This is a genomic window from Paucilactobacillus salsurae (assembly GCF_054784995.1).
In genome coordinates, this window is the sequence record NZ_BAAHWX010000002.1 from 307,722 (window position 1) to 328,803 (window position 21,082).

15 protein-coding genes are annotated in these 21,082 nt (G+C 39.2%); 14 read left to right on the forward strand and 1 reads right to left on the reverse strand.

All coding sequences use genetic code 11. The features are described from left to right. The first annotated feature begins 107 nt into the window (after positions 1-107). From nagE to cydC, 7 genes are all read left to right on the forward strand, one after another. Entirely contained in the window at positions 108-2,084 is a 1,977-nt protein-coding gene (nagE, locus tag ACYVQZ_RS03540; RefSeq protein WP_461240010.1) for an N-acetylglucosamine-specific PTS transporter subunit IIBC, read from the forward strand. Positions 2,085-2,260: 176 nt separating this feature from the next. Further along, positions 2,261-3,694 (forward strand): APC family permease, encoded by a 1,434-nt coding sequence (locus tag ACYVQZ_RS03545; protein ID WP_461240011.1) that lies wholly within the window; start codon positions 2,261-2,263, stop codon positions 3,692-3,694. Positions 3,695-3,781: 87 nt separating this feature from the next. Next, positions 3,782-4,798 (forward strand): lipoate--protein ligase, encoded by a 1,017-nt coding sequence (gene lplA, locus ACYVQZ_RS03550; RefSeq protein ID WP_461240012.1) that lies wholly within the window; start codon positions 3,782-3,784, stop codon positions 4,796-4,798. 156 nt (positions 4,799-4,954) lie between these two features. Continuing rightward, on the forward strand, positions 4,955-6,397 hold the full coding sequence (locus ACYVQZ_RS03555; protein ID WP_461240013.1) for a cytochrome ubiquinol oxidase subunit I: 1,443 nt from the start codon (positions 4,955-4,957) through the stop codon (positions 6,395-6,397). Beyond that, on the forward strand, positions 6,394-7,398 hold the full coding sequence (gene cydB / locus ACYVQZ_RS03560; protein WP_461240014.1) for a cytochrome d ubiquinol oxidase subunit II: 1,005 nt from the start codon (positions 6,394-6,396) through the stop codon (positions 7,396-7,398). The genes ACYVQZ_RS03555 and cydB overlap by 4 nt, the downstream gene beginning before the upstream one ends. 3 nt (positions 7,399-7,401) lie before the next feature. Then, positions 7,402-9,159, forward strand: a complete 1,758-nt coding sequence (cydD, locus tag ACYVQZ_RS03565; protein WP_461240015.1) for a thiol reductant ABC exporter subunit CydD — start codon at positions 7,402-7,404, stop codon at positions 9,157-9,159. Further along, positions 9,159-10,889 (forward strand): thiol reductant ABC exporter subunit CydC, encoded by a 1,731-nt coding sequence (cydC, locus tag ACYVQZ_RS03570; protein ID WP_461240016.1) that lies wholly within the window; start codon positions 9,159-9,161, stop codon positions 10,887-10,889. Before cydD ends, cydC begins: the two co-directional genes overlap by 1 nt. A 39-nt stretch (positions 10,890-10,928) precedes the next feature. Here cydC and ACYVQZ_RS03575 read toward each other — a convergent pair whose 3' ends face one another. Then, positions 10,929-11,906 (reverse strand): polyprenyl synthetase family protein, encoded by a 978-nt coding sequence (locus tag ACYVQZ_RS03575; RefSeq protein ID WP_461240017.1) that lies wholly within the window; start codon positions 11,904-11,906, stop codon positions 10,929-10,931. Positions 11,907-11,994: 88 nt separating this feature from the next. Here ACYVQZ_RS03575 and ACYVQZ_RS03580 point away from each other — a divergent pair, with 88 nt between their 5' ends. From ACYVQZ_RS03580 to ACYVQZ_RS03610, 7 genes are all read left to right on the forward strand, one after another. Further along, positions 11,995-12,903 carry a prenyltransferase gene (locus tag ACYVQZ_RS03580; RefSeq protein WP_461240018.1) on the forward strand — a complete coding sequence of 303 codons (909 nt, stop codon included), beginning with the start codon at positions 11,995-11,997 and terminating at the stop codon, positions 12,901-12,903. 79 nt (positions 12,904-12,982) lie between these two features. Beyond that, positions 12,983-13,618 carry a glycoside hydrolase family 73 protein gene (locus ACYVQZ_RS03585; protein ID WP_461240019.1) on the forward strand — a complete coding sequence of 212 codons (636 nt, stop codon included), beginning with the start codon at positions 12,983-12,985 and terminating at the stop codon, positions 13,616-13,618. Positions 13,619-13,633: 15 nt separating this feature from the next. Further along, the gene (locus tag ACYVQZ_RS03590; RefSeq protein ID WP_461240020.1) at positions 13,634-14,215 is read left to right on the forward strand and encodes a xanthine phosphoribosyltransferase; all 582 of its coding nucleotides are present in this window, start codon (positions 13,634-13,636) and stop codon (positions 14,213-14,215) included. 28 nt (positions 14,216-14,243) lie between these two features. Beyond that, the gene (locus tag ACYVQZ_RS03595; RefSeq protein ID WP_461240021.1) at positions 14,244-15,395 is read left to right on the forward strand and encodes an ATP-grasp domain-containing protein; all 1,152 of its coding nucleotides are present in this window, start codon (positions 14,244-14,246) and stop codon (positions 15,393-15,395) included. Between the two features lie 155 nt (positions 15,396-15,550). Beyond that, positions 15,551-17,758: a DNA helicase PcrA gene (pcrA, locus tag ACYVQZ_RS03600; RefSeq protein WP_461240040.1), complete on the forward strand. Its 2,208-nt coding sequence runs from the start codon at positions 15,551-15,553 to the stop codon at positions 17,756-17,758. 24 nt (positions 17,759-17,782) lie between these two features. After that, positions 17,783-19,819, forward strand: a complete 2,037-nt coding sequence (gene ligA / locus ACYVQZ_RS03605) for an NAD-dependent DNA ligase LigA (RefSeq protein ID WP_461240022.1) — start codon at positions 17,783-17,785, stop codon at positions 19,817-19,819. After that, positions 19,819-20,940 carry a CamS family sex pheromone protein gene (locus ACYVQZ_RS03610; protein ID WP_461240023.1) on the forward strand — a complete coding sequence of 374 codons (1,122 nt, stop codon included), beginning with the start codon at positions 19,819-19,821 and terminating at the stop codon, positions 20,938-20,940. Before ligA ends, ACYVQZ_RS03610 begins: the two co-directional genes overlap by 1 nt. Positions 20,941-21,082: the final 142 nt, after the last annotated feature.

A 21,082-nucleotide genomic window follows, 5' to 3' on the forward strand; every position in this document is an offset into this window, starting at 1 on the left:
ACGATGACTGCAAAACGCCAAAAATGTGTCGTGTTGTTTGCGAGCATCAACAATAAACGGTATGATTTAATTCGTATTAAAAAATAGTTTTTTGGGAGGAACATGATATGAAGACGTATTTGCAGCGAATGGGACGTTCGTTACAATTACCAGTTGCAGTGTTACCTGCTGCTGCATTACTAGTGGGGATTGGGCATTATATGCCCGCTTCTTGGGCGTTAGCTCAATTTTTACAAAGTAGTGGGACGGCAATTCTAGGTCAGTTAGCGCTATTATTTGCAGTTGGTTTAGCTATTGGAATGTCAAAGGATAAAGATGGGGCTGCTGCGTTAGCTGGGGTGGTTGCCTACTTTATTCCAGTGACTGTTTTAGCACCAGATTCTGTAGCGTTACTCAAAGGCATCAAAGTGGCAAACGTCGATCCAGCATTTACCGCAATTAGTGGTAACGTGCTCGTCGGAATTATTTCCGGATTAATTGCCGCAGCTTTATACAACAGATTTCATAATACCAGGTTACCAATGGCATTGTCATTCTTTAGTGGTAAAAGATTAGTGCCAATTATGGCAGCAGTTGCCATGTTCTTCGTGACAATTCTGTTATTCTTTATTTGGCCACCAGTGTATGAGGCCTTAGTATCTGTTGGTAAATTCTTTGTTAATCTTGGTGCAGTTGGTGCCGGTCTTTACGGGTTCTTTAACCGTCTATTAATTCCAACCGGACTCCACCAAGCATTGAACCAGGTCTTTTGGTTTAACACTGCCGGTATCAACGATATTGGTAATTTCTGGGCAAGCAAGGGAACAAAGGGTATTACAGGGATGTACCAAGCTGGTTTCTTCCCAGTGATGATGTTTGGTCTACCAGCTGGTGCCTATGCCATTTATCGTAATGCACGACCAGAACGCAAAAAAGAAGTTGCTGGTTTAATGATGGCCGGTGCGTTTGCATCATTTTTCACCGGTGTGACTGAACCGTTAGAGTTTTCATTTATGTTTGTGGCATGGCCACTGTATCTCATTCATGCACTATTTACTGGAATTTCACTTGCGTTTGCAGCGTTCATGCATTGGACGGCCGGATTTACCTTTAGTGCGGGGTTGGTTGACTACACGTTAAGTTGGCACATGCCACTAGCTAATCATCCGTTCATGCTTTTAGTTCAAGGCTTAGCAATGGCAGTGATTTATTTCTTTGGATTTGATTTTGCAATTAAGAAATTTAAATTATTAACACCTGGTCGAGAAGTTGAAACAGATGAAGCAAATGATGCTTCAGTTGACGTTGACACTGATGATGATAAATATACAATCGAAGCTAAGAAGATTTATGCTGCCATTGGTGGGCATGACAATATTAAAGTGGTTGATAATTGTACAACTCGTTTAAGATTACAACTGGAAGATACTTCTAAGGCTAGTCAAAACGGCATTAAAGCGGCAGGAACCGCGGGCGTCAATGTTCTTGACCAAAATAACATTCACATTGTGGTCGGAACAGAGGTTCAATTTGTGGCTGATGCGCTTGCTAAGTTGTATCAAAACAATGCACCTATTGCGCAACCACAAGCAGAGGATTCAACTGTTCAAACTCAAACTAATGAAACAAGTGAATTTTCTGGTAATACCGATCATTTTTATAGCTTTTCTCAAGGTGAGTTAATGGATATCTCAGATGTTGATGATGTGACTTTCTCACAAAAAATGCTTGGAGATGGCTATGCTGTTGAACCAACTGATGATCAAGTGGTCTCACCAGTCGACGGTGAAATTATGACGGTCTTTCCGACTAAACATGCCATTGGCATTAAAACAGCAAATGGTACTGAAATTTTACTCCATATGGGAATCGATACGGTGGAACTGAAGGGTGAACCGTTTACGATTAATGTTCATGAAGGACAAAAAGTCACACACGGACATCTTTTAGCAACCGCTGATCGTGAAGCAATCAAACAGGCAGGTAAGAAACCAACAATGATGGTTGTCATCACGAATATGCAAAATATTAGTTATTTGAAACTAATTCAAGCAAAAACAACCGTTGCACAAAATGATCCAATTATGGATGCCACAATTAAATAAATTTGAAATGTCTAACTTGGTAATATCAACCTTGTTAGGCATTTTTACTTTGTTTATTAGAAAATTAAAAACAAATAAGGTTAGAAAAACGCGTCATCTAAGATTTCATTGACTTTAACCCAATTCAATATTAAAATTAAATGTCGGTTTCATTATATTTTAATTAGGAGTATTTCATGACAAACAAGGATGCGCAACATCATTTATTTGTTCGCAAGGATATTACTACGGATTTATTTAAGAAAACGGGACTCGAAAAATCGTTGACAGCATTTAGTTTGACGACCATGGGTGTCGGTGCAATTGTGGGTGCTGGAATTTTTATTACACCTGGAATTATTGCAGCCCAATATACTGGACCAGGAGTCATGTTGTCATTTGTATTGGCGGCAGTCGTTTGTTCCCTAGCAGCCCTCTGTTATTCTGAATTTTCGTCCACCATTCCATTAGCTGGAAGTGCGTATACGTATGTATATGCCGTTTTTGGCGAATTTATCGCATGGATTTTAGGTTGGGCTTTAATTTCCGAATATCTTTTTGCGGTTTCTTCAGTCGCTGCCAGTTGGTCAGCCTATTTTCAAAATATTCTTGCTGGATTTCATTTGAAGTTACCTGCAGCATTACAAGCGGCGTACGGTACGGCAGGCATGCCCCATGCGATCTTTGATCTGCCAGCATTTGTGATTACGATGATTATCGCGGTGCTGCTCATTGGTGGCGTTCGTGAGTCAGCGCGAGTTAACGCTGTGATGGTCATTTTAAAAATTTCAGTTATTTTGTTATTCATCTTAATTGCGGCATTTTATGTTAAACCTGCCAACTATCATCCATTCTTACCATTTGGGATGAAAGGCATTGTTTCTGGGGCCGCAGTGGCTTTTTATGCCTATATTGGCTTTGATGCCGTTTCAACTGCTTCTGAAGAAGTCAAAAATCCAAAGCGTGATATGCCAATTGGCATTGTTTCATCGTTAGTTGTTGCTTCGGGATTATATATTGCCCTTTCAGCTGTTTTAGTTGGAATTGTTAAATATAACAAGTTGAACGTGGCTGATCCGGTTGCTTTCGCATTGCATTTTATCCATCAGGACTGGGTGTCAGGGATTATTTCGCTTGGCGCGGTTGTCGGTATGACGACGGTGCTATTGGTGATGTCTTATGGTGGGACACGATTAGTGTTTGCGATTAGTCGTGATGGTTTATTGCCGAAAACATTCAGTAAATTAAACCCAAAAACTCACGTGCCAGTTGCGAATACGTGGATATTCGGCCTGGTGGCAAGTATTTTTGCTTGTATCATTCCGATTGATAAAATTGCAGAGTTAGTTAATATTGGGACACTCTTTGCCTTTGCGATGGTGTCAATTGGCATTGTTTTCTTAAGACGCGATCCGCAATTCAAAAATTTGGATACAGCATTTAAAGTGCCGTTCTATCCAGTATTACCAATTATCTCATTTATTTTATGTGTCGCATTAATGTTTGAATTACGACTCTTCACGTGGACAGCCTTTTTCATCTGGCTGGTCATTGGCTTAATTGTTTACTTTAGTTACGGTTATCGCCACAGTGTTGCTGGTCTTAAAGAACATGCCCAAAATCAAGATTAAAGACCAGTTGGTTTTTAATCTTTTTTATTATAAAAAAATCTCGTAGTTTAAAAATGATTGCGCTATGATAAACCTGAGGTGAAGAGTATGAAATATTTAACGAGTGACAGTACAGATATTCGCTACAATTTGGCTTTAGAGACTTACTTGATGGAACATGCTGATTTAACCGAACCAATTTTGTATTTTTACATTAATTCACCATGTATTATTTTAGGTCGCTATCAGAATGCTTATGAAGAAATTAATCAGCAATACGTGGATGAGCACAATATTATCATTACCCGGAGAACTTCTGGCGGTGGCGCAGTATTTGATGATTTAGGTAATGTCAGTTTTAGTTTTATTACTAAGGATGATGGGGATGCCGTCGGTAATTTTGCTCGGTTCACGCAACCAGTATTGAATGCAATTCATGACATGGGTGCAACCGATGCCCAACTAAGTGGTCGTAATGATTTACAAATCAACGGTCAAAAATTCTCTGGCAATGCCATGCATAGCCAAAATGGACGCTTATTTGCACATGGGACTTTAATGTATGATGTTGATTTAACTCAAATAGAACATGCTTTAAATGTACCAAAGGATAAAATTGCATCTAAGGGTATCAAATCGGTTCACAGCCGGGTGACTAATTTGAAGCCACATTTTAAGCCAGAATATCAACAGTTAACGATTGAACAATTTCGAGATCAATTAGCAAAAGAAATTTTGGGGTTAAATGATTTATCGCAGGCCTCCCGGTATGTGATTGACCAAACCACCAAAGATGGCGTTCAAGAACTGTTAGACACGTATTATCACAATTGGGACTGGATTTACGGTAAGTCGCCAGCTTTCAGTGTGCAACATCGCCGACATTTCGAAGCAGGAACAGTCGATTATCGCCTGAATGTTGAAAATGGGAAAATTAGTGAAATCAAAATCTATGGTGACTTCTTTGGTCAAGGACCTATTACAGAAGTTGAACAACGCTTAAAAGGCGTGAAATTTGAACGCAAAGCAATTGAGGAAGTTTTTAGTCAATTGGACGTTAGTTACTATTTTGGAAAACTATCTAGTGATGATTTGATCAATTTATTAATCAACAAAGGGGCCTAGATTACTGATGTTACAGTAAAAAATCAATTAACTTTGAATATTTATGAACTAGCTATTGTAAAAACATTTATCAGTCGATATAATGAAGTCAGTTAGACAATTACTTATTATTGAATAGGTGATGACTAAAAGTTTGTTACAAAGGGAGGGACATTAATGTTTAGCAGCGGTTTAAGTATCGTTTTCCTAGCACGATGGCAATTTGCTATGACAACTATTTTTCATTTCTTCTTCGTGCCATTTTCTATTGGTCTAGGCTTTGTCGTCGCAATTATGGAAACGCTTTATGTTATTAAGAAGAAAGACTTGTATAAGCAAATGACCATCTTCTGGGGTAAGATTTTCTTACTCAGTTTCGCGGTGGGGGTCGTAACTGGACTTATTCAAGAATTTCAATTTGGTATGAACTGGTCAGAGTACTCACGGTTTATGGGTGATATTTTCGGAGCACCTCTTGCCATCGAAGCACTGGCAGCCTTTTTCATGGAATCGACATTTATCGGTTTATGGATCTTTACTTGGGATAAACTCCCAGCCTGGGCTCACTGTGCCACAATCTGGTTAACTTCGATTGGGACAATGATTTCAGCTTTATGGATCTTAGCTGCCAACAGTTTTATGCAAAACCCCGTTGGTTATATGATCAACAAGAACACTGGACGCGTTAATATGGTAAGTTTCTTTGATGTTGTGAACAACTATCAATTAAAAATGGAATTTCCACACGTGATCTTTGGTGCTTGGTTAACTGCTGGAATTGTGATTGCCGGAATGTCTGCTTGGGGCTTATTGAAAAATAAGACTGAAAACACAGACTTTTGGCGTAAGTCAATCAAAGTTAGTCTGATTGTTGCTTTAATTGCATCTCTTGGAAGCATTGCTTCAGGTGATTTACAAACACAATATGTGCTTAAAGATCAACCAATGAAGTTTGCTGCAATGGAAGGTGTTTACAAGACAACTGGTAAATCAGCACCTTGGGCAGCAATGGCTAGTTTAGACACTAAGAATCACAAGACTAACTGGTCACTTGATGTACCACATGCACTTTCAATTTTGTCATACCACAAGACAACTGGTTCAGTTAAGGGTATGAACGCCATTAACAAAGAATTACATGCTAAGTATGACAAGAAGTTCGGTAAAGATATTAATTACTATGCTCCTGTAAAAACATTGTTCTGGAGTTTTAGAATCATGGCTATTTCTGGTGGATTCTTCGCATTGGTTGCCATTCTCGGATTAATTTTTAACCGTCAAAAATCAAAAGCAATTTTAAATCAACGTTGGTTCTTGTATGTCTTAGGACTGACGATGTGGCTTCCATTCATTGCTAACTCAACCGGTTGGATGGTCACAGAATTTGGTCGTTATCCTTGGGTAGTTTACGGATTACTCACAATTGCAGATGCGGTTTCACCAAATGTTTCTGTCGGGTCGTTACTCTTTACAAATATTGCGTATTTTGCAGTGTTTGCATGTTTAGGACTCGTCATGATTTGGTTATCACATCGTGAATTGAAGAAAGGTCCAGACGATCTTGCCTCACTTGATCAAGAAGTTATTGATCCATATGCAAAGGAGGCGTTTGTAAAATGAGCCTAACACAAAATTTTTGGTTCTTAGTTATCGGCTTACTTTTCAGTATTTTCTTCTTCCTTGAAGGTTTCGACTTTGGTGTCGGAATGTCAATTAAGGGATTAGCTAAAGATGAGTCAGAACGTGATATGTTAATTAGTAGTATCGGACCTCACTGGGATGGTAACGAAGTTTGGCTAATCACTGCTGGTGGTGCCATGTTTGCTTCATATCCAATGTGGTATGCTTCACTATTCTCAGGTTTCTATTTAATGTTATTCTTCGTCTTGATTGCATTAATCTTTAGAGGGGTTGCATTTGAATTCCGTTCAAGAATGCACACCGATCAAGGCCGTAACATTTGGGAATGGGCTGCTACTATTGGTAGTTTCTGTGCACCATTCCTATTGGGAATGATTTTCACAGCGATGGTTAAAGGAATGCCAATGGACAAGGCAGGAGATATCACAGCCGGCTTTACCGACTATGTTAATCTCTTCTCAATCGTCGGTGGTGTGGCCGTTGCATTACTTTGCTTATTGCACGGCTTGAACTTTATTCGTCTTAAAACAACAGGTGACTTACGTTCACGTGCCTTAGCATATGCCAAACCTTTATATTGGGTTTTATATGCCGGTGAAGTTGTTTTTGCTGTGTTAGTTTATTTCTACACTGATTTCTTTACTACAAAACCAGTTTCAACGTTTATTATTTTAGCTGCAATTGTTGTTCTATCAGTGATTGCTCACGCTGGAACGATCCTAGATCATGAAAAACTATCTTTCTTCTCCACAGGATTAACCCTTGCAGGTGTTGTCGTACTGTTGTTTAATGGATTATATCCACGGGTTATGATTGCGAATAATCCAAAATTTAGTATCTTAGCAGCTGACGCCTCATCAACACCATATACATTGCACATTATGACAATCGTGACCCTTTCGATTTTGCCAATCGTGCTTGTATACTTCATTTGGAGTTACTGGGTCTTCCGTCAACGGCTACAGACAAAGGAGAGCTAGCTTATGATCGATCGACGAATTTTCAAATTACCTGGAGCAAAAAAAGTTTTTGGTATTTTGGGATTTCTGGTCTTTGTTCAAGCATTTATGATCCTGTTTCAGGGTCGATTTCTTGCACAAAGCATCGTCGGTCTTTGGAAACGTCAACCTTTGACGAGTATTACAACGACCACAATTTTATTTGCGGTCGTTTTTTTGATTCGTCATTTGTTAACGATGCTAAAGAATAAGACGATTGCACCATTTGTAGATCAAACGGTGCGTGGTTTGCGCGAACAATTAATGGGCAAACTATTTAAATTAGGTCCTAATGCAGTGAGTGGACGCGGCACTGGGAGTACAGTGACGATGGCTATCGACGGCATCGACCAGGTGCAAAATTATTTACAACTAGTTGTGATTAAAATTTTCGATATGATGATTATCCCTTGGATCCTTCTGGTTTATATAACGTTTTTACGTTGGCAACAAGGTGTATTTTTACTGCTCATTTATCCAATTAGCATCATCTTCATGATTATACTAGGCTACGCCGCGCAGGCTAAAGCTGACCGACAATATGAAGGATATCAGCGGCTATCAAATAATTTTGTTGATACCTTACGTGGCTTACCGACTTTAAAACAATTAGGCTTGTCTAAAAAGTACTCGAATAATGTTTTTAGTGTGAGCGAAGATTATCGTAAAGAAACTCTTTCGGTGTTAACAATTGCGGTCTTATCCACATTTGCTTTAGACTTTTTTACAACGTTATCGATTGCCGTTGTCGCTGTTATGCTGGGTTTTGGCCTTATTAAGGGTAGTGTCTTGCTGTTACCAGCGCTGACCATCTTGATTTTAGCGCCAGAATACTTTTTACCAATTCGAAACTTTGCTAATGACTATCATGCAACATTAGATGGTAAGAATGCACTGACAGCCATTTACGACGTATTAGAGCTACCCGAAGTTGAAGATCGCAGCCAATTAAAACCGCTGATCAATGGTTGGACCAACGAAGATACATTAGAATTCAGCCATGTGAATGTGGCCTATGACAAACTAAACAAGGATCCAAATCAAACGGTTGATGCAACACTTGAAGACATTAGCTTTACGGCTAAAGGTTACCAAAAGATTGGGTTGATTGGCCGTTCAGGTTCTGGAAAGACCACATTAATTGATGCGTTAGGTGGCTTTTTATCGCCACAAAAAGGCGCAGGATTTATCAAAATTAATGATCAGAAATTGCCACACTTGGAACAAGACGAGTGGAAGAAGAACTTTATTTATATCCCACAATCACCGTATCTGTTTCATGAAACAATTGCCCAAAACATCGCTTTTTATACACCAGAGGCGTCGCTAGAACAAATTGAATTAGCTGCTAAACAAGCTGGGCTAGCCGACTGGTTAGAAACACTCCCTGATGGCTTACAAACCAAGATTGGGGAAGGTAACCGTGGGGTTAGTGGTGGACAAGCGCAACGAATTGCCTTAGCACGTGCCTTTCTTGACCAGAACCGTAAAATTTTATTATTTGATGAGACAACTGCTCATCTGGATATTGAGACGGAAGCAGAATTAAAGCAAACAATGATGCCAGTTTTTGCCGAACATCTTGTTTTCTTTGCGACCCATCGATTGCACTGGCTTAATCAAATGGATTATGTTTTAGTACTTGATCATGGGCGACTAGTTCAACATGGAACACCACAGGATCTAGCCAATCAAGAGGGTGCCTATCGGCAACTGATTAGTGACATGGGAGGTGAGCAGTAATGTCGATTTTTAAACATGATACTTGGGTGATGCCATATCTTCGTAAGTACAAGATGCTACTTATCTTAGTTTTGTTTTTAGGATTTATGATGCTTTTTAGTGGCTCGGCATTGATGTTTACTTCCGGCTACTTGATTAGTAAATCAGCCACACATCCTTTTAACATATTACTAATCTATCCAGCCATAGTGTTGACACGTGCTTTCGGGATTGCGCGTCCTGTCTTTCGTTACGCTGAACGGTTAACAGCCCACAATTGGGTTTTACGAATTGTTTCTAATTTTCGGAAACGGTTGTATGACTCTGTCGAACAAACTGCAGTAGCCATCAAACAAAAACATCAAACAGGTAGTTTATTAACGATTTTAGCCGATGACATTGAACACATCGAAAACTTGTATTTAACGACGGTTTTTCCGATAGTGACTGGCTTTATGGTGTATTTGTTTATCGTCATCGGCCTGGGCGTGATTAACTGGCCCTTTGCCCTTTTAATTTTACTAATTATGGGCGTGCTAATGTTTGTAATGCCATTGGTATCTGTCCTTATTAACGGTGCCAATGAATTTCGCCAAAAAGAAATCGAAACTGATTTATACACAACACTGACAGATTCAGTTTTAGGCTTAAGTGATTGGATGATTTCTGGTCGTCAAGACGATTTTATGACCAAACATTTGAACCAAAGTAATCAAATTTTTGATTTACGCATTAAGGATAAAAACTTCCAATGGTTACGAGACTATCTCAGTCAAATTGTGATTGGCTTAGTTGCCATTTTGACGCTTGGTTGGGCCGGGACGCATTTAGTTGGAAGCCAGGAACAAGCTAACTGGATTGCAGCATTTGTATTATGCATTTTCCCATTAGATCAAGCATTTACATCAATTGCTCAAGGTGTAACTGAATGGCCTTTATATCGTGAATCTATTAAGCGTGTGAATCAATTGCCACAAACTAGTTCACAGACGGTACCACAGGAACATTTAACTGAAGATTTTCAAGAACTGACAATTGATCATGTTTCATTTGGCTATTCTGAAGCCAATCGAACAGTACTTAGTGATATCGATATGAATATCACTAAAGGACAAAAGATTGCTATTTTAGGTCCTAGTGGAACGGGTAAGAGTACACTGTTGAAATTAATCTTAGGTGATGAACGTCCAACGAATGGTGCCATTAAATTAAATGATGTTGATATCGAAAATCTGCAAGATGACCGTTCAAAACTATTTGCCGTGTTAGATCAACAACCATATTTGTTTGATACCACTATTTTGAATAACTTACGCCTCGGTAATTTAGACGCAACTGAAGAACAGGTCTTGAAAGCATTGGACCAAGTTGAACTAACCCAACTGATCAGTACCTTGCCAGATGGCATTAATACACAGGTTCAAGAAGCGGGTTCGCGTTTTTCAGGTGGTGAACAACAACGGTTAGCGTTGGCCCGTATCTTATTGCAAGATACCCCCATCGTGATTTTGGATGAACCAACGGTCGCACTAGATCCGATTACGGAGCATGACCTGTTGAAAACCATTTTCGATGTTTTAAAAGATAAAACCATTATTTGGGTAACGCACCATTTAGTTGGCATTCAATCTGTCGATCGTGTGTATTTCGTGGAACATGGTCAATTAGACATGAACGGTACGCCAGCTGAATTGTTAGCAACAAATACCAGATTCCAAAATCTTTATCGCTTAGATACCGGTCAAGCATGACCAGCAAAAAAGGGCCTGGAACTTTATGTTCCAGACTCTTTATGCATTTCTAGTTAATAATGAACTTGTTAATTGCGTTAAAATTTCTTGGCTCTGACCAGCAGGAAGTTGGTGAATTAACGCTAAGGCTTCGTTTGTGTATTCTGCAGAAAGTTGTTGGGCTTTTGTAACGCCACCAGATTCAAGCACAATTTTTTGAACTGCTAAAATATCGGTCTTAGTCATCTTTTGTTTTTTCTTAAGATATGGGTTTAGCAACCTTTGTTCTGTTTGTAATGCTAAAATTAAAGGCAGTGAATAAACACCTTCAGCAACGTCTTCCAGAATTGGTTTTTGTGTATGATGCCTATTACCAGCATAATCCAAAATATCATCTTGAATCTGGTAAGCAATCCCAATATTATGGCCGATTTTCGTGGCTAGCGTCATGATTTCTGCATCACAACCACTCAAACGGGCTCCTTGAACACATGCTAATTCAAATAATTTAGCAGTCTTACCATCAATTTCATGAAGATATTCATCAATGGTGACGTCAAATTTATAATTCAACTGCATTTGATTCAACTCACCGTTTAAAATGTCATGCATGACCTGCGCGTTACTAGCAACATCATCAAGGGTATTAGCTGCTTTAATAATTTGGTTGAAGTATAAGGTGAATAAAAAATCACCCGCATAGACTGCATTTTTCTTTCCGTACTGTGTATGAATAGTAACCACATTGCAGCGTAATGGTGATTCGTCGACAACGTCATCATGAATTAAAGTGGCAACATGCAATAATTCTATTGATGCCGCACCAGCACGTAATTGTGTTTGATTGTCGGTATTGCCCAGTTCAGCAAACAAATAAAAATATCCAGGTCGTAAAAGCTTGCCACCGGCGCTGAGAAGCTCTACAATTTTTGATTGGATAGGCTTATTTGATAAATCAATGAGTCCTAATAAATAAGTTCTTAGGTCATCTAATTGATCAGCGATAACTGGAAATTTTTGCCAAATTTGATGTGCCATGTTCATACCCCGAAATGAGAATTTATACATTTAACCATACAAATAACTGTTACTATTGTCAATCATATTCCAATTTGGAGGAGATCTTGTGAAACCAAAAGTTTTTTTAGAATTTATTGAAATATATTCGTTAATTGCATCAGTTTTTCCGTTTGTTTTAGGCATTCTATATGCCTATTACCATTATCACACGTTCAATCTACTCTATTCAATTTTGTTTTTCATTGCAGCTAATGTCTTGCAAATGGCCGTGAATGCGAACGATAACTACCAAGATTTTTTGAATTCTGAGGACGAAGAAGAATTTAAATCACAAACAAACGTTGTCGGTGTGCATAACATTTCAATTCCACTAGCAAGAACTATTACGTTCACATTGTTTGGAATTTCAGCGTTAATCGGTATTTATTTGGTGACCCAGATTGGCTGGTCACTACTGTTCATCGGCCTAGTCTGTTTTGCAGTTGGTTATTTTTATGCCGCTGGTCCGCGGCCAATTTCAACTACGCCATTTGGCGAACCATTTTCAGGTATTACAATGGGTTTCTTTATCTTCTTTATTGCAGCATATATTAACTGTTATACGAAGCAAGTAATTAATCTTGAATTCATTTTATCTGTGCTATTATCTTCTGGAATTGCTGTTTTTGCAATTTCGAATATCATGCTTGCTAACAATATCTGCGATGAACAAGAAGATAAAGTGAATGACCGCAGAACGGCTGTTTATTACCTTGGCAAACCAACGATGTTAAAGGTTTTTGCCTGGTCATATGTTTTAGGCTACGCTTGTTTAGTGATTGCTGCTTTGATTGGATTATTACCAAAATTGACGATTCTGGCGTTGCTAAGTATTCCGCTCGTGTGGAAGAACGTTCGCAAGTTTTTTGCAGTCCAGGTTAAAAAAGAGACCTTTGGTTTATCTGTCCAAAACTCCATCATGATGACGTTATTTTTCACCGTATTCATGGGTTTGGGAATTTGGCTTAACTTTTAAAAAAATTCAAGAAAATTGACACTGCAAATTCATGTAATTCAGTGTACAATGGTGCATAAAGTAGTGGGAGAGTGACAGTTTGGCACGCCGCAAAAGACGTAAATCACGCCGCACGAATTTTTTCTTACTGAAAGGAAAATGGCGGTGGGGACATATTTTATTAGTCATCATGGCCCTTTTTTTAGTTGGTTATGGTGTCAATGAATTACATCAGATTCGCCAACGGCAGTTGATTGAACAACGTAAACCGGATGCTAAGCAACAGTTTATCAATTCAGTCGCTCCCGGAGCCCAATCCATGATGCGTCAGCATAATGTATTGTCTTCCATCACAATTGCCCAAGCAATTTTGGAATCGGATTGGGGCAGTTCCACACTGGCGTCCAAATATAATAATCTCTTTGGCGTCAAGAGTACCGATACGACAGCTAGTAAAGTATTGAATACCAAAGAGTATGAGAATGGGCAATGGATTGTCATTCATGGTCGGTTTGCCGTTTATCCCAGTTGGGATGATTCGATTCAAGCACATACGTTGTTAATGGTGAATGGCACAACCAGCAATCCCAATCTGTACGCGTCAGTAATTCAAGCAACGAATTATAAAGATGCAGCTATTGCTTTACAACGTGCGGGCTATGCCACTGACCCCAACTACGCCACGAAACTCATTAATTTAATTGATGAGTATCATCTTAATAAATATGATCAATAACGATAGGAGAACGTGATGAGACAGTTAGAAGAACGCATTAAACAAGATGGTATCGTATTATCTGGGGATGTTTTAAAAGTTGATCAATTTTTAAATCATCAAATTGACCCAGATCTCATGTTTTCAATTGGGCAAGCCTTTGCCCATAAGTTCCAAGATGATCATATTACCAAAATTTTAACCGTTGAATCGTCAGGAATTGCACCAGCCATCATGACTGGCTTACAGATGCATGTGCCAGTGATTTTTGCTCGTAAACACAAGAGTTTAACGTTAACTGACGACCTATATACATCTTCCGTGTTTTCATTTACTAAGCAGACCGAAAATCAAATCACCATTTCCAAGAAGTATATTGATCAAGATGATACGGTCTTAATCGTTGATGATTTTTTGGCAAATGGTCAAGCTGTATTTGGATTGTTAGATATCGCTAAGCAAGCGGGCATACAAGTCGCTGGTGTGGGAATTGTGATTGAAAAGAGTTTTCAACCCGGCGCCCAGCAAATTAAAGATCAAAATATTAAGCTTGAATCTTTGGCACGAATTAAGTCGTTAGACAATGGTCAAGTAACATTTATGGATGAAGATAACTAAGTAAGGCAAATTTAATGAGGTGAAAGTTGTGGCAACAGTTAGTAAGCAAGTATTATATCCAGGCAATACATTAGGCATCATCGGGAGTGGGTACCTGGGGGCTAAATTAGCCATTGCGGCTAAGAGTGCAGGATTTAAAGTCGGTATGTATGATGCAAATCAAGTGGATACAGCTATTAAACAGGCTGATTTTACGGTGATTGGTGGCTTTAATGATCGTGATAAGTTAAAAGAATTTGCTCAAAGCTGTGATGCAATTGTGTACGTGAACGCACTGGTTGATTCAGCCATGATTGAATTTTTAAGCCGCTTTGCTTATGTTCCACAAGGTAAGGAAGCGTTGGAAATTATTCAGGATCGCTTGTTAGAACGGGCTTTCTTTGATCAAATTAATGTCAATATTGCGCCATATGTAACGGTGGTTGGTTTAGATGATATCTACCAATCAATTGATTCCATTGGTTATCCAGCAATGCTTAAGCCGATTCAACGTGGTATTGGCGAACGATCAATGAAAATTGATCGGCAAGTTGATATTGCTAAAGCGGCAGATTTTATAGATGCCGGCACGTATGTGTTGGAATCTTATATCTCCCATCAACGTGAATTTTCTTTGACAATTGGTAAGGGGACGCAAGGCATGAAACTCTTTCCAATTACTGAAGTTCAATTTGAAGGAGATCGAATTGAGGAAGTTCAATCACCAGCGCAAGTGCCAACTGACGTAAAAGCTGAAATTGAACGAATAGGCAATGCGGTCGCAAGCACTTTACCATATGTGGGTGTTTTCGAAATTGGCTTTTATCTGACTGAGACTGGTTCGTTATATGTTAAAGGCATTACACTTGGACTGACTAGGCAAGCAGCTGTTTTTGATGCAAGTCTGAATGTCGATCAATATCTAGAACATATCCGCGCAATTGCTGGTATTGAATTGCATGAAGTTGGTCAAATTCAACCAGTTTTGTTGATGAATATTGATGAAACACAATTGGATGATTTAAAACGACAATGGGTTTTAAAAAACAATTGGCAATTTGTTTATTATCCACGGACTGATGAAAATAAGAGTCCAATTTATGGCCATGTTTTAGTCACTGGTGATAGTTTAGAGAAAATGCAATTACAAGTGGACAATACTGAAGTTTGGTCTACCGCAACAGACAGTGAAAATGCATAATAGGTGCCACAATTTGGCGTCATGATCGTTATCGACATGACGCCATATTTTATGGCCAATATCCAGAAAAATAACTGTAATTTTGGTATAATATTAAGTGATTGAATTTTAGAGAGGATTGAATAAAAGTGGGGCAACAAGCATTATTAAAAGGCATGAATGATAAGCAACAAGAGGCAGTTTTAACCACCCAGGGGCCATTATTAGTGATGGCCGGTGCGGGATCTGGTAAAACGCGTGTGTTAACTCATCGCATTGCCTATCTAATTGAAGAACAAGACGTCAATCCTTGGAATATTCTGGCGATTACATTTACCAATAAAGCGGCAAAAGAAATGCGCGAACGGGTGGGGAATTTGTTAGGTGAAAATGCCCGCGATGTTTGGGTATCAACATTCCATGCCCTGTGTGTACGTATTTTACGTCGTGATATCGAAGCAGTTGGGTACAACAGAGCATTCACGATTGCTGACACGAGCGAACAACGAACATTAATCAAACGAATCTGTGCCGATTTAAATATCGACACCAAGAAATTTGACCCGCGTTCGTTATTAAGTGCTATTTCAAATGCTAAAAATGCCCTTCAAACACCCGCTGAGTATGCAAAAGTAGCTGCTAGCCCGTTTGAAAATATTGTGGCGCAGGTGTATAAAAGCTATCAATTAGAATTACGCAATAATCAAGCCCTTGATTTTGATGATTTGATTATGGTCACGATTGAATTGTTTGAACAAAATGATGAAATCTTAGCCTATTACCAAAAGAAATTTCAATATATTTTAGTCGATGAATATCAAGATACCAATGATGCCCAATACAAACTGGTTAATTTATTAGCACAGCGCTTTAAAAATTTATGTGTGGTCGGGGATGCAGATCAAAGTATTTATGGTTGGCGTGGTGCCAATATGGAAAATATTTTGAATTTTGAACATGATTATCCAGACGCCAAAACCGTGATGTTGGAACAAAATTACCGTTCAACTCAAACAATTTTAGATGCTGCTAACGAAGTCATTGAAAACAATATTTACCGTAAAGATAAGAAATTGTGGACGGAAAATGGTGAGGGGGACAAAATTTCATATTACCGTGCTCAAAGTGAAAACGATGAGGCGCACTTTGTGGTACAAAAGATTCGCGATGAGATTAAAGATAATCATCTTAACTATAATGATTTTGCTGTTTTATACCGTACTAACGCGCAGTCACGTGTGATTGAAGAAACATTTTTAAAAGCTAATGTACCGTACACAATGGTCGGTGGGCATAAATTTTATGACCGTAAAGAAATTCGTGACATTCTTTCATACCTGACGCTACTGGTCAATCCGGCTGATTCGATGAGTTTTGAACGGGTTGTCAATGAACCAAAACGAGGCATCGGGTCAACTAGTATTGATAAACTCCGAGTGTTTGCTCAAGATCATGGGTGGACCATGTTGGAAGCAGCTGAAAATGTGTCAATTAATAATGAAATCTCTTCACGTGCGCGAAATGCGTTAGAGGATTTTGCCCGCTTAATCGGCGATCTCACCAAAATGGTGGAATTTTTATCTGTCACAGAGTTAACACAACAAATTTTAGAAAAAACGGGTTATGAACTAGCGCTTAAAACTAGCAAAACGCTGGAAGCTCAATCACGGCTAGAAAACTTAGAAGAATTTATGTCAGTGACTAAGGAGTTTGATGATGGTCAAGAAGACGAAGAAGAAACAAATTCTGATCGAGTTACTGATTTTCTAGCAGATTTAGCCTTAGTATCTGACCAAGATGATGTCGACGAACAAGCACCTGCAGTCACTTTAATGACGTTGCATGCTGCTAAAGGACTTGAATTTCCAGTTGTCTTTTTAATGGGCTTAGAAGAAGGCATCTTCCCATTATCCAGAGCCATCATGGAAGATGATGAATTAGAAGAAGAACGGCGTCTGGCATATGTAGGAATCACTCGTGCAAAGCGCAAGTTGTACATTTCAAATGCCTATTCAAGAATGCTCTATGGTCGTCGACAGGCTAATCCGGCGTCTCGTTTTGTCGAAGAAATCAATCCTGATTTAATTAAAATTGAAAACGAAAATGTGGCGGCAATGCCGCACTCACGTCAAACACCATTTGATCGCAGTCAAGCAACAACTTACCATCGTCCAGCTAATCCGGTTCAGCAATTTAACGGTACAGGCGCTGAAAAGCAAAGCTGGAAGGCTGGTGACAAAGTGGCCCATAAAAAATGGGGCACTGGCACAGTTGTCAAAGTCAATGGTACTGGCGATGATATGGAATTAGATATTGCTTTTAAGGAACAAGGTATTAAACGACTATTGGCTAGTTTTGCACCAATTGAAAAGGCAAACGATTAATTTGATTAATAATAAGGTGAAATGATGGATAACATGGACAAACCAATTGAACAGATGACCGTTGAAGAAGCGCAGCAGGCTGTCAATCAAATTAAGGCCCAGGTCACACAATGGGGCCAAGAATATTATCAACAAGATAATCCTAGTGTAGAAGACTACGTGTATGATCGCGCCTATCAACGTCTATTGGCGTTGGAAACTGCATTTCCACAATTAGTCACACCAGATTCACCAACGCAACAAGTTGGTGGCGCAACCTCTGGTGACTTTAATAAAGTGGAACATACCAACCCGATGCTTTCGATGGGCGACGTTTTTTCAGCTGTCGAATTGGATGATTTTAACGAGCGACTGGTTAAAAATGGCTTGCCTGATTTTGAGTTTAATTTGGAACTTAAAATTGATGGTCTAGCCATTTCGTTGGTTTATGAAAATGGTCAGTTAGTGCAAGGATCGACGCGTGGTAATGGGGTTATTGGCGAAGACATAACTAAAAACTTAGCTGTCATTGATTCTGTACCGCAAAAATTATCACTACCTTTGTCAATTGAGGTGCGTGGTGAATGCTATATGCCAAAAGCAGCGTTTGCCAAACTGAATGCTAAACGAGAAGAACAGGGGCAACCTGTTTTTGCAAATCCCCGGAATGCTGCGGCTGGTAGTTTACGACAACTAGACGCCAAAGTGACTGCTAGCAGACATTTGAGTACATTTATGTATTACGTTCCTGATTTTCAAACACTTGGTGTCACAACTCAAAGTGATGCGCTTGCTAAATTAAAGGAGTTGGGCTTTAATGTGAACCCCAATTATCAAGTAGTGAATTCAAAGACAGAAATTGAAGCGTACATTGATAAATACACCCAACAACGTAATGATCTAGAATATGGAATTGATGGTATTGTTGAAAAGGTCAATGATCTGGCAACACAAGTTGAACTTGGCAATACAGTTAAAGTACCAAGATGGGAAATCGCGTATAAGTTTCCGCCTGAGGAAGCAAAAACTGTGATTCGCGATATTGAATGGACTGTCGGTAGAACTGGAACGGTGACTCCGACAGCCGTCATGGATCCGGTATTACTAGCAGGTACAACAGTAGCTAGAGCCTCTTTGCATAACCCGGACTACTTGATAGAAAAAGATGTCCGCATTGGCGATTCTGTTTATCTGCATAAAGCAGGCGACATTATCCCTGAAATTTCATCAGTAGAGTTAAAAGATCGGGCTGCAGATAGTGTTGCTTACGAAATTCCAACAGCGTGTCCAGAATGTGGTTCGAAACTGGTTCATCTGGATGATGAAGTAGCTCTGCGTTGTATCAATCCAATGTGTCCTGCTCAAATTAAAGAAGGACTGGCGCACTTTGCCTCTCGTAATGCGATGAATATTGATGGTCTGGGGCCAAAAATTGTTAATCAGTTGTTTGGTCGTGAAATGATTCATGATGTAGCGGGATTATATGCGTTAACGATGGACCAATTATTAACTTTAGATAAATTTGGGGAGAAATCAGCTAATAATCTCTTGACAGCAATCGACAATAGTCGTCATAATTCATTGGAACGATTATTATTTGGATTGGGTATTCGCCATGTTGGTGCCAAAGCCGCACGACTGATTGCCCAACACTTTGGCACAATTGAAGCAATTATGACGGCAGATAGCGAGACGATTGCCAATGTTGATGCCATTGGACCAACAATTGCGGACAGCGTGGTGACCTATTTTGGTAATCAGCAGGTTCAACAATTAGTACAAGAATTACAACAATCAGGCGTTAATACTGATTACTTAGGTGCTACTGAACCAGTAACAGATGGTCCGTTAGCAAATAAACGTGTAGTCTTAACTGGTAAGCTAGAACAGTTATCACGCACAGATGCCAAAAATTGGCTGGAACAACAAGGCGCGCAAGTAACCGGGTCGGTTTCCAAGAAAACTGATTTTGTGATTGCAGGTCAAGACGCGGGTAGTAAACTCACGAAAGCACAAGAATTAGGAATTGAAATTTGGGATGAGACACAGTTTTCTCAAATGATGAAGGAGGACCTTCAATAATGAAGTGGAAAAAGTTTAGGACTGGTATCATTCTAATGGTGACAACCTTGTTGTTAGCCTCATGTGGATTTGGCTCTAGTTCAAAGAAATCAACTAAATATACAACAACAGGGAACTCCAATGGGAGTACTTATCAAGGAGTCATCAAAAATGGTAAGTATGAAACGAGTAAGTCACGGGGCGTTAATGTGGCCCAAAATGATAATGCCTTTAACTTAAAAAGCTTTGAAACGGGACTGTTGAACGTTTCTAAAAAAGTTTATTCAACCAAGAGCTATGTCTTTCAAGAAGGTCAATATGTTGATAGTTCAACGGTTGGTAATTGGCTAGACCGTCAATCAAAGAGTAATCCGACAGGGCTAAATCCTAAAAAAGGTAAAACAAACGGTACTCGCAATCCAATCTATATTCAACAAATTGAAGAACAAGATTTTATGAAACAAAATGGTAGCGATCTTAAATTGCATGGCATTACAATCGGAATTGGTTTGAATTCTGTTGATTATTATCAAAAGAAAAAAGATGGGCCACAATTCGAACAAAAAATTAGTGATGCGGAAATGAAACAATATGGGCAACAAGCTGCTCAAAAAATATTGCAACGTTTGCGTAAGGAAAAAGCATTAAAGAATGTGCCAATTACCATTGCACTATATAAACAAGCCAAAAATGACAGCTTAGTTGGTGGAACGTTCTTCCAATACAACGTCAACAAAGGCAGCAATCTAGCAGGTTGGAAGACATTAGATATCAAAAACAAGGTCTTTCCAAAGGCTTCGGACAGCTCAGGTAGTAATAGCGCAGGTCAATCAGACAACAACACGTTTGATAATTTTAAAACCCAAGTCCAATCATTCTTCCCTAATTTAAGTGGTGTCACAGCACAAGCTCAGTACCAAAATGGCTCGCTGACGGGAATGCATATTACGGTTACTACACAGTTCTATAGCCAAACTGAAATTTCTAGTTTCACGCAATATATTGGCCAAGCTGCACAAAAATACCTACCAAGCGGAATCCCAATTGACATCAAGATTCAATCGTCACAAGAAATGCAGGCGTTTGTCTACCGAGATTCAGGACAGAAGAAGTTTAGTAGTCATGTGTTTGACAGCTATTAGAGTGTGGAGAGCACCGGTTAGCTTCTGAGGATTAACGATAAAAAATGAATTATCGCACGGTCTGTGTGTGATGATTCATTTTTTGTTGTTAACCGCAGGAAGCTGGTGCTCGGAACACGTTTCAAAAATAGAGTGTGGAAAA